The organism is Microbulbifer sp. ABM4_008, from assembly GCF_056311705.1.
On record NZ_CM149970.1, the window covers coordinates 2,307,096 to 2,320,428 of the forward strand.

At 49.6% G+C, this 13,333-nt stretch carries 13 protein-coding genes; 12 read left to right on the plus strand and 1 reads right to left on the minus strand.

The features are described from left to right. Positions 1–43: 43 nt before the first annotated feature. The 3 genes from ACYX4J_RS09995 to ACYX4J_RS10005 all read left to right on the plus strand — a co-directional run bounded on the left by ACYX4J_RS09995 (position 44) and on the right by ACYX4J_RS10005 (position 2,069). On the plus strand, positions 44–610 hold the full coding sequence (locus ACYX4J_RS09995; RefSeq protein WP_475710155.1) for a carboxymuconolactone decarboxylase family protein: 567 nt from the start codon (positions 44–46) through the stop codon (positions 608–610). A gap of 140 nt (positions 611–750) precedes the next feature. Further along, positions 751–1,485: an SDR family oxidoreductase gene (locus tag ACYX4J_RS10000; RefSeq protein ID WP_476178495.1), complete on the plus strand. Its 735-nt coding sequence runs from the start codon at positions 751–753 to the stop codon at positions 1,483–1,485. A 26-nt stretch (positions 1,486–1,511) separates the two neighbouring features. After that, a complete protein-coding gene (locus ACYX4J_RS10005; protein ID WP_475710156.1) occupies positions 1,512–2,069 on the plus strand; it encodes a thioredoxin family protein in 558 nt (185 codons plus the stop codon). 166 nt (positions 2,070–2,235) lie between these two features. Here the strand turns inward: ACYX4J_RS10005 and ACYX4J_RS10010 are convergent, their stop codons facing one another. After that, the gene (locus tag ACYX4J_RS10010; protein ID WP_413665728.1) at positions 2,236–2,772 is read right to left on the minus strand and encodes a lipocalin family protein; all 537 of its coding nucleotides are present in this window, start codon (positions 2,770–2,772) and stop codon (positions 2,236–2,238) included. A gap of 217 nt (positions 2,773–2,989) precedes the next feature. Here ACYX4J_RS10010 and ACYX4J_RS10015 point away from each other — a divergent pair, with 217 nt between their 5' ends. The 9 genes from ACYX4J_RS10015 (at position 2,990) to ACYX4J_RS10055 (ending at position 13,333) form a co-directional block, all read left to right on the plus strand. Next, positions 2,990–4,249: an FAD-dependent oxidoreductase gene (locus ACYX4J_RS10015; RefSeq protein WP_476178496.1), complete on the plus strand. Its 1,260-nt coding sequence runs from the start codon at positions 2,990–2,992 to the stop codon at positions 4,247–4,249. Positions 4,250–4,502: 253 nt separating this feature from the next. Further along, the gene (locus tag ACYX4J_RS10020) at positions 4,503–5,672 is read left to right on the plus strand and encodes a Gfo/Idh/MocA family protein (RefSeq protein ID WP_475710158.1); all 1,170 of its coding nucleotides are present in this window, start codon (positions 4,503–4,505) and stop codon (positions 5,670–5,672) included. A 198-nt stretch (positions 5,673–5,870) separates the two neighbouring features. Next, entirely contained in the window at positions 5,871–6,932 is a 1,062-nt protein-coding gene (locus ACYX4J_RS10025; protein WP_444908366.1) for a sugar phosphate isomerase/epimerase family protein, read from the plus strand. Between the two features lie 56 nt (positions 6,933–6,988). After that, entirely contained in the window at positions 6,989–8,311 is a 1,323-nt protein-coding gene (locus tag ACYX4J_RS10030) for an MFS transporter (protein ID WP_476178497.1), read from the plus strand. Between the two features lie 56 nt (positions 8,312–8,367). Next, the gene (locus ACYX4J_RS10035) at positions 8,368–9,375 is read left to right on the plus strand and encodes a LacI family DNA-binding transcriptional regulator (protein WP_444908364.1); all 1,008 of its coding nucleotides are present in this window, start codon (positions 8,368–8,370) and stop codon (positions 9,373–9,375) included. Between the two features lie 70 nt (positions 9,376–9,445). Then, complete coding sequence (locus ACYX4J_RS10040) at positions 9,446–10,156, plus strand: 3-keto-disaccharide hydrolase (protein ID WP_444908363.1); 711 nt, start codon at positions 9,446–9,448, stop codon at positions 10,154–10,156. A gap of 3 nt (positions 10,157–10,159) precedes the next feature. After that, positions 10,160–10,378, plus strand: coding sequence for a twin-arginine translocase TatA/TatE family subunit (locus ACYX4J_RS10045; protein WP_108733294.1), 219 nt, complete (start codon positions 10,160–10,162; stop codon positions 10,376–10,378). Next, on the plus strand, positions 10,375–11,286 hold the full coding sequence (locus ACYX4J_RS10050) for a sugar phosphate isomerase/epimerase family protein (RefSeq protein ID WP_476178498.1): 912 nt from the start codon (positions 10,375–10,377) through the stop codon (positions 11,284–11,286). The genes ACYX4J_RS10045 and ACYX4J_RS10050 overlap by 4 nt, the downstream gene beginning before the upstream one ends. Positions 11,287–11,536: 250 nt before the next feature. Continuing rightward, positions 11,537–13,333: a GMC family oxidoreductase gene (locus ACYX4J_RS10055; protein ID WP_476178499.1), complete on the plus strand. Its 1,797-nt coding sequence runs from the start codon at positions 11,537–11,539 to the stop codon at positions 13,331–13,333.

Below are 13,333 nucleotides of genomic sequence, written 5' to 3' on the forward strand. Positions count from 1 at the left end.
CCGATCGCTACAAACAAGTGAAACTATCTAGTTAGGAAATATGATGGCTACTTTCAAGACTCACACGATTGAATCCGCTCCTGTTGCTGCTCAGCCTCTTCTTGCAGGCGCGAAGAAATCGATGGGCTTTGTGCCCAATCTATTCGCAACTATGTCAGAGGCCCCCGCATTACTTGAGGGTTATACGACCTTGGCGGGAATTTTCGATAAAACCAATCTTTCCGAGACAGAGCGCCAAATCATCTTAATGACAAACAACCGCCTGAACGGGTGCCGTTACTGTATGGCTGCTCACACATCCATTTCCCAAATGGCCGGTGTTGAAACGGAAATTATTGAAGCATTGCGTAGTAACACACCGATTGCAGATGAAAAGCTTGAGGCATTACGTACATTTTCTGCGGTAGTGAATGAAAGCCGTGGCTGGCCGACGGAGGAACAAGTTAGCGCTTTCCTTGCTGCTGGCTACACGCAGCAGAGCGTACTGGAAGTGGTTCTAGGTACCGCTTTAAAAGTCATGTCGAATTATACAAATCACATTGCCGAGACCGTCCTGGATAGTGCCTTTGCAGTTAATGAGTGGACTCCCGAAGGAGAGGCAGTGGCCTGATTTCTGCCCTGGGCTTGATTGGCCATCCAGCCCTCACTGAGGAGACTTGGGGTGGCCATCAACAATTCATAGCGGAGCCCGCAACTGTGTTGCGAATTGAAATTTGAATTTATTCGACTTAAGTAACTGAGGTATACGAAATGACTCTTCAAGCTAGCAATATCACTGCATTAATCACAGGGGCAAATCGGGGGATCGGCAAGGCCATTACAGAGGGACTGTTGGATGCGGGCGCGGTCAAAGTGTATACCGCTGTTCGCGATCTAGCCTCGGTACGGCAGCTCGTCCAAAAATATGGCGAAAGGGTCGTCCCCATTGAATTTGATCTTTCACGTGAAGAAACCATTCAAAGCGCTGTAAAGGTTGCCGGTGATGTCAATCTGGTTGTCTCTAATGCGGGCGTAGTGAAGCTATCGACACCCTTGGACGATGATGCTGTGGAGAGCTTCAAGTATCAAATGGAGGGCAATGTTTACCCACTGATAAACCTGGCCAAAGCGTTTGGCCCTGTTTTGAAATCTAATGGTGGGGGTGTCTTTGTCCAAATGAACTCACTGGCATCCATCAAAAATTTTCTCCCATTTACTGGTTACTCCGGCTCAAAGGCGGCTGCCTATGCAGTAACTCAGGGTTTGAGGGAGGCCTGGGTCGAGCAGGGGACTCAAGTTATCAGTGTTATTGCTGGTCCAATCAAGACGGATATGGCCGACTCCGCAGGCATGGGAGAGGGAGCCCCTCCAGCGAGCATCGTATTCGATGGCATTATGAAGCCACTAACAACGGGTGATTTTTTTGTTTATCCAGATGAGATGGCTCAAGAGGTCGCAAAAATTTACGCTCCCTTTGCCAAGAGCATACTTGAGATCGAAAGCTAACTTAGAACCCCAGAGAGGATCGGGCAATGTTACTAGATACACCAGTATGTGATTTCGGATGGAAAGCCCCGGACTTTACCTTGAAAGACCCTGACGGCAAGAGCTTTCGAATGTCGGACCATCTGGGAAGCAAGGGGCTGTTGATTGCATTTATCTGCAATCACTGCCCCTATGTTCAGGCGATTGCAAATCGTTTAGCTGAGGATGTGCGAGAACTACAAGGGCTGGGCATTAATGTTCTGGCCGTTATGTCAAACGATTATCGCGATTACCAGATTGACAGTCCTCCTTATATGGCGAAGTTTGCCCGAGACCATGGGTTTACTTTCCCCTATTTGGTTGATGAAGATCAGTCCGTAGGGAGAGCTTACCAGGCGGTATGTACACCAGACTTCTTCGGGCTGAATAAGGATGGAGAGCTCCAATATCGAGGCCGAATCGATGATGCGGGAATGGGAATCCCGGCAGGCCGAACCAGAGAGCTTGTCAATGCAATGAAGTTGATCGCAGAGACTGAGGCAGGGCCGGAAAAGCAGCTGCCAAGTATGGGGTGCTCTATTAAATGGAGTGGTAACTATAACTGATATGGGTTGCTAGCTAACGGGAATGCTCTGGCGAACATAAAGCACACAAAGATATAAGAAAATACATTAATATAATGATTTAACCTATTGATTATAAAGAATTAATGAAGAATTAATGTAGTTTGTTAAGTGGCGGGTGCCAGAAGTGTGACACCCGCTTTCTTATTTACTCAGTAAGCTGGCGGGTCATGATGATGTGGTCAATGTTGTAACCATGCTTTGTAACTGCCAGGTCTAGTAGATAGTCTGTAATAGCTTCATCCAGCTGGGGAGTGCGGCTTAACAGGTAGAGGCTGGAGCGGTCTGGATCACCAACGAGTGACCACTGATAGCCAGGATCTAGCTCTAGTATCCAGTAGTCGCCGGCAGCTTTACCCTCAAAGAAGGTGATAGCGAGTTTACTGTTGGTCTCATCAATGGGGACTCCAGTGCCCTGAACACTGATCGGGAACCCATATTTTGGGTGTAAGATTCGACAAAAATTGAAAACGCTGATAGATCCATCATCATTGAGGCCGTAGTCCGCTGTTACTGCAGTACAAGCCGGCTGGAAAATTTGCGGTAGCCGGGCAATCTCATACCACTTGCCGAGATACTGATTCACATCGACATAGGGAACCGTTTCCAGTTCATCATCTGCCAGAACGGCCTGGGTACTGAGTGCAAACAGTACAATTCCTATACCTCTCAATAAGCTCTTCATTTCCTTGCTCCTTGTGTTCGCAGTTTTTTAGGCCGCCAGCTTCATAGCTAAGCGACAATCTCTTTACGGGGATATAACTGGAACGGATTAACCAAGTTCTGTGTTTAATCTGAATTTCAAAAAAGTGTCACCTAGGTGAATGAGCTGAGGTCCTAGAAGTTGACAGAAGGCCAGCCTTTGCTAAGTGGTGATAGATAGGGTTTGTTTGAGGCTGACCATGGCTAAAACGGTAGATGTAGACGTCCTGGTATTAGGGGGCGGAATTCAAGCGATTTCATTGTTGCGAGAGCTATCAACAGATTTTTCTGTGCTGGCAATAGACCAGGGGTTAGACGATGCCGAGTCGTTACACTTTCATGGCTATTTCTCCTCAGGCTGGAATGCGGCACACCCAAGTGCGGCAAAGGCTTACTTAAAGGCCGCACAGTTTTGGCGCACACAACTGGAGAGCGATGGTGTTGATAGCCACATAACAGATTTCTATGCCGCGCTTCCCCGAGAATTTTTAGATATTGTCGAGCCCAACTGGATTGCGGCGGGTATTCCAGTGGAAGAGGTGCCGATACCAGCTCCACTGGTAACAACTAGCTTGCCATCGCATCAGTGCTTTCGATTTGCTGATGACCTTATGTTTGACGGCGCTGAAGCCTATCGTCGTTTTAGTGCTCCTGTTAGCGAGAAGTTGGTGAAAGGGAGTATCCGAAAATTCGACAAAGATAGTGGTGGCGTGACTGAGGTCTCTGCCGATATCGGTGGTAGTTCCCACCAAATAAAACCCCAGTTGGTTCTCTCAGCATGTGGGGCGGGCAATGCAGCAATACTCGAAAGTCTTGGAGTGCCAGCTCAAGGAGTGCGGGATAGCCAAGTTGTTCGGCCCCTACATATGTTGCTGGCTAAGGGTGCTAATACCCCTCCAATCTCAGCCTTCCTGATGGACATGGTAGTGGCATATCACCCGCTGGAAAGTGGAGAGGGACTTTGGATACTCACCCTCAATCCAGAGCACCCCAGGTTTCGCTCTGGTGTGGTTGACATGAGGGTGGCCCCGCCCATAGAGAGGGCGTTAATCCGGGATACCCTGGATAGATTGGCAAATTGTATGACCGGGTTTGAGGATTGGGCAGCCGGCTGTCATTGGGGTGTTTACGCAGGTTGGAAAACTGACGCTCCAGGGCCGGATGGGGATGCTCTTGTGCAGTTAAACTATCCGCGTCCATACCATATCCACAGCTTTGATATAGCCAATTTCTTGGCGGTTTGGCCGAATCACTGGGGTCTCGCCGTGGAAGCTGCAAAGGAGGCCGGGAAATGGGTTCGCTCAAAAGCTAAGCCTCGGCATCCTCAATCTGAAGCGATAGGTAGCTTGCTGTCGCAGTCAGTTGGTCATCAAACTATTTGTAATAAATGGCAAAGCGATGAATTGGAGTGGCACTCTTGGGCTGAGTTTGTCCAGAAAATGGGCCTGCCAATCAGGTGATTTGCTTAGTATTTCAGCGTCGAGCCATCAGTCTATGAGTCCAACAAGGCGATATTAACAACGTATTTCGCTTGCAAAGACATTTTTTTTCTGTATCTTAAATTGAAATGTAACCGGTTACATTCTGTTTCAAACGGTGGAGTGCTACGAAAACCGCGATCTGGAAACAGCGTGTCCGCTTACAAAACACGGAAATAAAAATAAATAGGCTGTTTATTCAGCTGGTTCTTTGAGTGGCCCGAGGGGATGGGGTTTGGTTAAAAAAATAAGAATGGGCATGGTTGGTGGTGGAGAGGGTGCTTTTATTGGTGCAATCCATCGGATGGCAGCAGCTCTCGACGGTGAGATAGAGCTAGTCGCCGGCTGCTTTAGTGGCGATTCCGAACGCAGTCGTAAAACTGGTGAAAAGCTGGGGCTACACCCGGACCGGATTTACCAAAGCTATCAACAGATGTTCCAAGAGGAATCCCGTCGCAGCGCTGATGATCGAGTTGAATTTGTATCTGTAGTAACTCCCAACCATCTCCATTTACCCGTTTCTATTGCTGCGTTGCGGGCGGGATTCCATGTCCTCTCCGACAAGCCAGCCGCCTCCACTTTGGAAGAAACACTTGAGCTTAAAAAGGAAGTGGAGCAAAGCGGGCATCTTTATGGTTTGACCCACACTTATGCTGCTTACCCTCTGGTTATGCAAGCGAGAGCAATCCTGGGCAGGAGAGAGTTGGGGTCTATTCGGCGAGTTACCGTTGCCTATCCGCAGGGGTGGCTGGCACTAGCCGGTGATTCCACGGGAAGTAAGCAGGCGAGTTGGCGAACAGATCCTGCACGTTCGGGAGAAAGTGGCTGCTTTGCGGATATAGGCACCCATGCTCATCATCTGGTGGAGTTTTTTACTGGCCAGCATATCTCTGAAGTCTGCGCAGACGTGCAGGCGGTAGTTGATGAAAGAGCATTGGATGATGACGGTGCAGCGCTATTTAAATTAGATCAGGGCGCTCGAGGAACACTTACAGCCAGTCAAGTCTGTGGAGGAGAGGGGAACAACCTGAATATCGGCGTTTACTGTGAAGACGGTTCGCTGTTTTGGGAGCAGGAAGCCCCAAACCAATTGCAAGTAAAGCGCAGGGGGCAGCCTGTGGCGATTTGGAAAGCCGGTGCGGATTGTGAGTATCTGGATGGAGGCGTCAGGTCTTTCTGCCGGACACCTCAAGGGCACCCGGAGGGCTATATAGAGGCCTTCGCCAATATCTATCGCGATTTTGCTGGTCAAGTCCGAGGCCGCCGCGAGGGGGTAGTTTCAAAGAACAGTCCTGCCGTTGGCAACATTGATGCAGGTGTTCGCGCAATGGCATTTGTGCGCGGTGTGCTGGAGAGCAGTCGCGCAAAATCCTCATGGGTTTCCCTGGCGCCTTATTGGAAGTGAGTGGCTAGGTCTAACCTCACAGAATTTAGGTATCTCTGGCAGGGTGGGCGTCCGGCAGCTAGTACGGCACAGGGAGGTGCCGGTGTCGGCCTGCGGCCAGTTACCTTTTGAAGAGTTTTCTCAAAAGGTGCAAACCAATCGCTTGGAAAGGGTTGGTTACAGAATTAATAAGTACAGCAGTAAAAAGGATAACAATAAATGAAGGCACCCAGAATTCAGGGGCCCGGAATTTTTCTCGCCCAGTTTCTCCCATCGAGCGAACAGCCAGCTTCGCTTGAATCTATGGCTCGTTGGGCATCAGACCTGGGGTACAAAGCCATCCAGGTTCCCACTTGGGACAAGCGGATTTTCGACCTTGAGCTGGCCAGTAAAAGCCAAGCTTACTGTGATGATGTACTGGGAATCTGTGAGGAGGTTGGGGTACAGATTTCTGAATTGTCTACGCATTTGCAGGGGCAGTTGGTCGCAGCTCACCCAGCCTATAAGGAAATGCTGGATATTTTTTCTCCAGAGGCAGTACGCGGAAACTTGCAAGCCCGTGCAGAGTGGGCGAGCAATCAGTTAGTTCTTGCAGCTCGGGCCAGTGCCAACCTGAAGCTCAAATCTCATGCAACTTTCTCCGGCGCTTTACTCTGGCACACTTTTTATCCATGGCCCCAGCGCCCAGCGATGTTGGTTGAAGAAGGTTTTCGCGAACTGGCCCGTTTGTGGCGTCCGATATTGGATGCGTTTGACAGCGCGGGGGTCGATGTCTGCTATGAGCTGCACCCCGGTGAAGACCTGCATGATGGCTTGACCTTCGAGCGGTTTCTTTACGAGGTGGAAGATCACCCTAGAGCCAACATCTTGTATGACCCAAGCCATTTGCTTTTGCAGCAAATGGATTACCTGGCCTTTATCGATATCTATCACGAGCGAATCAAGGCTTTCCATGTGAAAGATGCGGAGTTTCACCCGAGTGGAAGGGCTGGAGTATACGGCGGTTACGCCCCCTGGATTGACCGCCCCGGTCGCTTTCGCTCCCTGGGGGATGGTCAGGTAGATTTTCGTGGGATTTTTAGCCGACTGACCCAGTACGGTTACGATCGCTGGGCGGTATTGGAATGGGAGTGTTGCATTAAGGATCAACAGCAGGGGGCCAGTGAGGGTGCGCCATTTATTCGAGAGCACCTGATAACCGTGGCTGACAAAGCTTTTGATGATTTTGCCGGTGCTGAAACAGATCGCGCTCGAAATCGTAGAATTTTAGGGCTGGACTAGTTTTTGCCAATCCCAGTGAACAACGAATAACAATAAATCATGCGGAGACTGGATAGATGAGTACACAGACAAAGGCTTTGCACAGGAACGTCTTCCTGGTAGGAAATCTGTCAATCTTTATGATTGGTCTTGGTTTTGCTGTGAGGGCTTCGATCGCCGGCAACTTACAGTCGGACATTTATGATCATATTGATCTTGCCAACTCCACCGCAATGGTTGGAGAAGCGCTTGGATTTACCTTTACAGGGTTTGCCCTAACCCTGCTATTTGGCAGCGCATTGGTAGACTTGGTCGGTATCAAACGGATGTTAATGCTCTCATCAATAGGCTACGTGTTGGGCAGTCTGCTTATTATTGCAGCATCCTTAGTAACCCCCGGGGAGGGCGTTGAGAACTTGGTTCTTGCGGGGCTGTTACTTACCGGTTTGGGCTGGGGGGCAGTGGAGGCCGCCAGTAATCCAATGGTTGCAGCGGTTGATCCTGAAAATAAAACTCAGCGGCTAAATGTACTACATGCCTGGTGGCCTGCCGGGATTGTGGTGGGCGGATTACTTGGGTTAGCCATTTCTGCGCTTGAACTTCCCTGGCAGTTGAACCTGATTGTTTTGGCCCTACCGGCTGTGGTCATGGCGTGGCTTGTGTCCAGAACAGAATTCCCGGTAACTGAACGGGTTTCCTCTGGCATCAGTTATGGCGAGATGTTTAAAGAAGTTTTCAGGCAGCCGATGTTTATCGTGCTATGGATCTGTATGTGGCTAACCGCTGCAACAGAGCTGGCTCCAGGGCAGTGGGTTGACCTGACGCTCTCTCGAGTAGTCGGTATGAAGGGCATTCTCATTCTGGTTTATGTCAGCATGTTGATGTTTGTAATGCGCCACTTTGCCGGAAGGCTGGCCAAAAAACTCTCTCCCATTGGACTCTTGTGGCTGAGTAGTTTACTTGCAGCTGTTGGCCTCTATTGCTTAGGAATGGCGAGAACCACGGTAACTGCATTCTTAGCGGCAACAGTTTGGGGCATCGGTGTCTGCTATATGTGGCCTACCATGCTCGCTACGGTATCCGAGCGTTTTGTACGCGGTGGCGCACTGTTTTTGGGGTTGCTGGGGTTTGCTGGGGGAATGTCTATTCAGTTTGTTCTGCCGAAGCTTGGAGAAATTTTTGACAGCGCCAAGATTGAGGCTGCCGGTGGTTTGGAGGCCTTTGAAAAGTTAACGGGCGATGAACTGGATGCTGTGTTGGCAACTGCCTCTATCGAATCATTCCAGTCACTGGCCATGGTTCCCCTTATCTTGCTGCCGATTTTTGCGTTTATCTGGATTTGGGATCGTAGGCAGGCTGCGAGCAAAGTGCAAGGTGTCACTGCAGTAGGCAACCAGTAGGCGTTTTCCATTTGTGCGAAAATAGTCGACTACTAACAACAAAGTAACGGAAAAGTATGTCAAATATTCGCGAAGTTGCACGTCGCTCCGGTGTTTCCGTCGCGACCGTGTCCAGAGCCCTGAAAGACCCGCAAATGGTTTCTCCGCGGACCAGGGAGCGGGTGCTGAAGGCGGTGGAAGAGGCCGGTTATCGGCCCAATATGTTGGCGAGAAACTTTAGTTCCGGTAAGTCATTTGCAGTGATGGTTCTGGTTCCAAATATCGCCAATCCATTTTTTTCCAAAGTCATCCGAGGGATAGAAAAGGCAGCTCAAGACCAGGGTTACTCCGTTTTACTGGGAGATACCAAGGGCGAACCAGCTCATGAGCAGTTCTATGCGGGAATGGCGCTGACGAATCAGGCAGATGGGCTTATTCAACTGGATAGCCGCTATCCATTTGCAGAGAAAGATGCAGCTTTAGCAGCGTCGATTCCAATGGTAAATGCGTGTGAGCGCATTGCTGAAGACGACCGCTATCCGGTTGTTGAACTGGATAACTCCGGCGCGGCGCAAGCCATGGCTCGCCATTTGATTGAGCTGGGTCACCGCCGGATCGGCATAGTGACCGGCCCGCTTAATAGTCCGATTGTGCGTGATCGCCTGGCCGGTTTTGAGGAGGAGATGCAACGGCACGGTCTCGAGTTGAATTCTGACCTGGTTGTAAACGGAGAATTCACTATGCCGTCTGGTGCGAAGGGTGCAAAAAAACTGCTCTCTTTAGCCTCTGCGCCTACTGCCATTTTTTGTATGAATGATGAAATGGCTATTGGCGCTGTTCATCAAGCGAAGGAAATGGGTTTGCAGGTGCCTGCGGATGTGTCGGTGGCGGGCTTCGATAATATTGAGTTTTCGCAATTTACGGACCCGCCCCTGACAACAATTGACCAGCCCGCAGAGAAGCTGGGCAGATATGCGATGGAAACCTTGCGCCGCATTATTGATGGAAAACAGTTAAAAGCGAGCCGAACTATTTTGCCCTTTGATTTAGTGGCAAGGGGAAGTACGGCCCGCTATCAGGATTAATAAAGTGCGGATGTAAAACCATCGCGGCAAATTGATTAGATAAACACCAATGCATGTGGAGATAACAACGATGAAAAAATTCACTGGGACAAAATTTTGCACGTCTTTACTGGCCTCTGCAGTACTACTAGTCACACTAGGGGGTTGTGAACGGATGCCGGAAAAGTCCGGTATACAAGCGGATAAGGACTGGAGGCATTTATTCGACGGTAAAACGTTGCAGGGTTGGACCGGTGCCAATGGCTCTCATGTAGGAGAGGCTTGGCAGGTCGTTGATGGCAACCTGGTGCTCACTGCTGGTGGAGCGGGGGATATCGTCACTGCAGAGAAGTTTTCTGATTTTGAGCTGGAACTGGAATGGAAGATATCTGAAGGCGGCAACAGCGGCATTATTTATCGGGTAGCTGGTGGCAATGCACCAGTCTGGATGTCAGGTATGGAATACCAAGTACTTGATAACAGTGCTTTTCCCGAACTGGAAAAACTGAGCCACAGCGCGGGATCAGTCTTCGACTTGTATGCACCCAGCGAAGATGAGGTAAAGCCGGCGGGAGAATTCAATAAAACGCGTATTCGAGTGGAGAATGGTCGGGTTGAACATTGGCTGAATGGAAGCATGATTGTCAGTTATGAACTTTGGTCTGAAGATTGGGATACACGTCTTGCCAACAGTAAGTTTTCCTCTTACCCCGATTTTGCCCGTAGTGAGAGTGGCTTTATTGCTTTACAAGACCACGGCGACAAAGTGTGGTACCGCAATATCAGAATTCGGGAGCTGTAAATCATGGGTATTTCAGGCGTGGGTATTTGGCAGGTACTTATTGTTCTTGTGTTAGCGGTTCTACTATTTGGTAGTGGCAAGATCCGCCGTCTGGGAGAAGACCTTGGAGGAGCGATTAGTGGTTTCCGCCGCTCATTGCATCAAAGCGATAAGGATGGCACTAGAGAAGATTCCCCAGGTAACTTGTCTGGCAATCTACTCCAAGCTGGGGAGCGGGAATGAAGCGTAGAGCTTTGCTACAGGTTGGTGCCGGCTTGGCTGCAGCTGCTTTTACCGCCCCCTTGTTTGGCAATAGTGGGCGAATCATTACCAATACCCCGGGTGGCCCTGTGAAAATTTCCCTGGCTCAATGGTCCCTGCATCGGCAATTGCGAAGTGGCGCTCTCAAGGTATTGGATTTCCCTATTAAGGCAAGAAAGGCATTTGCAATTGACGCGGTAGAGTATGTCAATCAGTTTTTTGCCGATAAGGCCAAGGATCAGAGTTTTCTTTCAGCGTTGAAATCGCGTGCAATAGATCACGGGGTTAAAAGCCTTTTGATTATGGTTGATGCAGAAGGTGATCTTGGCAACCCAAATGCTAGCGAAAGACAACAAGCGGTAGAAAATCATTTCCAGTGGGTTGAAGCGGCTAAATATTTGGGTTGCCACTCTATCAGGGTAAATGCTGGCGGACAGGGCAGTAGCAGGGAGGTCAGCTCTGCTTGTAGAGATGGGCTGCGAGCTCTCTCAGAGTTTGCCTTGGATTTCGACATCAATATTGTGGTGGAGAACCACGGTGGCTATTCCTCAAGCGGACTTTGGTTATCCCAGTTATTACAGTCAGTGGATATGCCGAACTGTGGAAGCTTGCCAGACTTTGGAAACTTTGGTGACTACGACCGCTACTTGGGAGTAGAGCAGTTGATGCCCTTTGCCCGCGGAATCAGTGCAAAGAGCTTTTCATTTGATAAGCAGGGAAATGAGACCAATACGGATTTTGCCCGGATGCTGCGGATAATTCGAAAGGCGGGTTACAAGGGGCATATTGGGATTGAGTATGAAGGCGCCGGCGATGAAGACTGGGGAATCAATGCAACGAAAGAGCTTTTGCTGCGCTTGTCGCGACAGGGTGAACTACATAGTGAATAAGTAATAATTATTTGGTTAAAATGTAACCGGTTACTTATGTTTTTTGATCAAAATATTTAGGGATTTCTAGGTTCGTTAAAAATGTTTATAAAAATTAATCTTTTTGGTTAAAAAACATAAGTTAGACATTAGATGTAACGGATAAGTAAAAAATTTTGGCAAAAAATGTAACCGGTTACAGGTTTATCTTGTAAGTTATTTAAAATTAAACGAATAAAACAAAAATAATTGATGAAGTAGGAGAGAGGCGATGCCGAATGATGACTTCGAGAAGAAAGAGTATGACGCACTGATTGTTGGGTCTGGTGCTGGCGGCGGTATGGCTGCCTATGTACTAGCCACTGCAGGGCTAAAGGTTCTACTGCTGGAGGCGGGGAGATCCTATGACCCGGTTAAGGAAACCCCAATGTTTAACCTCCCAAAAGATGCGCCTTTGCGTGGGGGGAGCACACCGGAAAAGCCGTTCGGTTTCTATGATGCAACGGTTGACGGAGGTTGGCAGGTACCCGGCGAACCCTACACTCAGGGCTCCAGGGAAAGAGGCCGCCGTTTTGACTGGTGGCGTGCCCGTATGCTAGGTGGCCGTACGAACCATTGGGGAAGGATTTCCCTGCGAATGGGTGAGTATGATTTTAAACCCTACTCAAGGGATGGGCTCGGTTTTGATTGGCCGATCAGTTACAACGATCTCGCTCCCTACTACGATAAAACCGAGATGCTCATTGGTGTCTATGGCACTAACGAGGGGTTAGAAAACACTCCTGACTCCTCCGAAGGAGTGCTGCTGCCACCCCCGAAGCCCCGTGCCTATGAACTTCTGGCCAAAAAAGCGTGCGATAGGCTGGGGATCCCTGTAATTCCCTCTCACCTGGCTATTCTCAGTGAGCGTCTAGATCACGAAAATATTCCGCAGAAATTATTCCCGGACAATAAATTGGCCCAGGACGTCACTCGGGAATCAATGAAATCTCGCGCAGCCTGTTTTTGGGCCACGCCCTGTGGGCGCGGTTGCTCAATTAAGGCGAATTTCCAGTCCACGACTGTACTACTGCCACCGGCATTAGCGACGGGCAATCTGGATATCATTACTGATGCCATGGTGCGTGAAGTTACCGTTGATAAAAAAGGTAAGGCAAACGGGGTTATTTATATTGATAAAGATACCCGTCAGGAAAGATTTGCCAGTGCCCGCGCTGTGATTGTTGCAGCCAGTGCGGCTGAAACTTCGCGCATTCTCCTTAATTCCAAAAGCACTTTATTCCCCGATGGTATCGCCAATGGCAGCGGTGCCGTAGGGAAATATCTGATGGATACAGTGGGAGCTGGTATCGGCGGGCAGATTCCCGCTTTGGAAAGTATGCCTGCCCACAACGAGGACGGCGCATCGGCGATGCACATGTATATGCCCTGGTGGTTGTACAAGGAACAATTGCGTGGTGACCTGGATTTCGCCCGTGGCTACCACATTGAATTCGGCGGTGGTCGCAGTATGCCGGGCGCAGGTGCTTTCGGCGGTATGGGTGATTTTACCAGTGGTGCTTATGGCAAAGACTTGAAGGAAGCATGCCGGCGTTACTACGGCTCCTTTGTGTGGTTTGACGGTCGCGGGGAAATGATTCCCAACGAGGACAGCTACTGTGAAATTGATAAGGACCAGGTAGATCAGTGGGGCATCCCGGTGTTGAAGTTCCATTGGAAATGGAGTGACCAGGAATTGAACCAGGCCGCTCACATGCACAAAACCTTTGCTGAAATCATTGAGGATATGGGCGGTAAGGTCACCTCTACCGTGCAAACCGACGGTGCCAAGGCAATTATCAACGGCGGTGCGATTATTCACGAAGTCGGCACCGCGCGCATGGGCTCAAATCCGAATGATTCCGTGCTCAATCCATACTGCCAGTCCTGGGAAGTACCGAATCTCTTCCTTACTGACGGCGCACCCTTTGTTTCCAATGCTGATAAGAATCCAACCCTGACCATTATGGCGCTGGCCTGGCGCACCTGCGACTACATCGTGGACCAGTTCAAGAAGAGGAATATCTGA

Excerpts from the sequence above, each read along its gene's own strand:
- ACYX4J_RS09995 (WP_475710155.1), top strand. The coding sequence starts at position 44 with ATGGCTACTTTCAAGACTCACACGATTGAATCCGCTCCTGTTGCTGCT.
- ACYX4J_RS10000 (WP_476178495.1), top strand. The coding sequence starts at position 751 with ATGACTCTTCAAGCTAGCAATATCACTGCATTAATCACAGGGGCAAAT.
- ACYX4J_RS10005 (WP_475710156.1), top strand. The coding sequence starts at position 1,512 with ATGTTACTAGATACACCAGTATGTGATTTCGGATGGAAAGCCCCGGAC.
- ACYX4J_RS10010 (WP_413665728.1), bottom strand. The coding sequence starts at position 2,772 with ATGAAGAGCTTATTGAGAGGTATAGGAATTGTACTGTTTGCACTCAGT.
- ACYX4J_RS10015 (WP_476178496.1), top strand. The coding sequence starts at position 2,990 with ATGGCTAAAACGGTAGATGTAGACGTCCTGGTATTAGGGGGCGGAATT.
- ACYX4J_RS10025 (WP_444908366.1), top strand. The coding sequence starts at position 5,871 with ATGAAGGCACCCAGAATTCAGGGGCCCGGAATTTTTCTCGCCCAGTTT.
- ACYX4J_RS10030 (WP_476178497.1), top strand. The coding sequence starts at position 6,989 with ATGAGTACACAGACAAAGGCTTTGCACAGGAACGTCTTCCTGGTAGGA.
- ACYX4J_RS10035 (WP_444908364.1), top strand. The coding sequence starts at position 8,368 with ATGTCAAATATTCGCGAAGTTGCACGTCGCTCCGGTGTTTCCGTCGCG.
- ACYX4J_RS10040 (WP_444908363.1), top strand. The coding sequence starts at position 9,446 with ATGAAAAAATTCACTGGGACAAAATTTTGCACGTCTTTACTGGCCTCT.
- ACYX4J_RS10045 (WP_108733294.1), top strand. The coding sequence starts at position 10,160 with ATGGGTATTTCAGGCGTGGGTATTTGGCAGGTACTTATTGTTCTTGTG.
- ACYX4J_RS10050 (WP_476178498.1), top strand. The coding sequence starts at position 10,375 with ATGAAGCGTAGAGCTTTGCTACAGGTTGGTGCCGGCTTGGCTGCAGCT.
- ACYX4J_RS10055 (WP_476178499.1), top strand. The coding sequence starts at position 11,537 with ATGCCGAATGATGACTTCGAGAAGAAAGAGTATGACGCACTGATTGTT.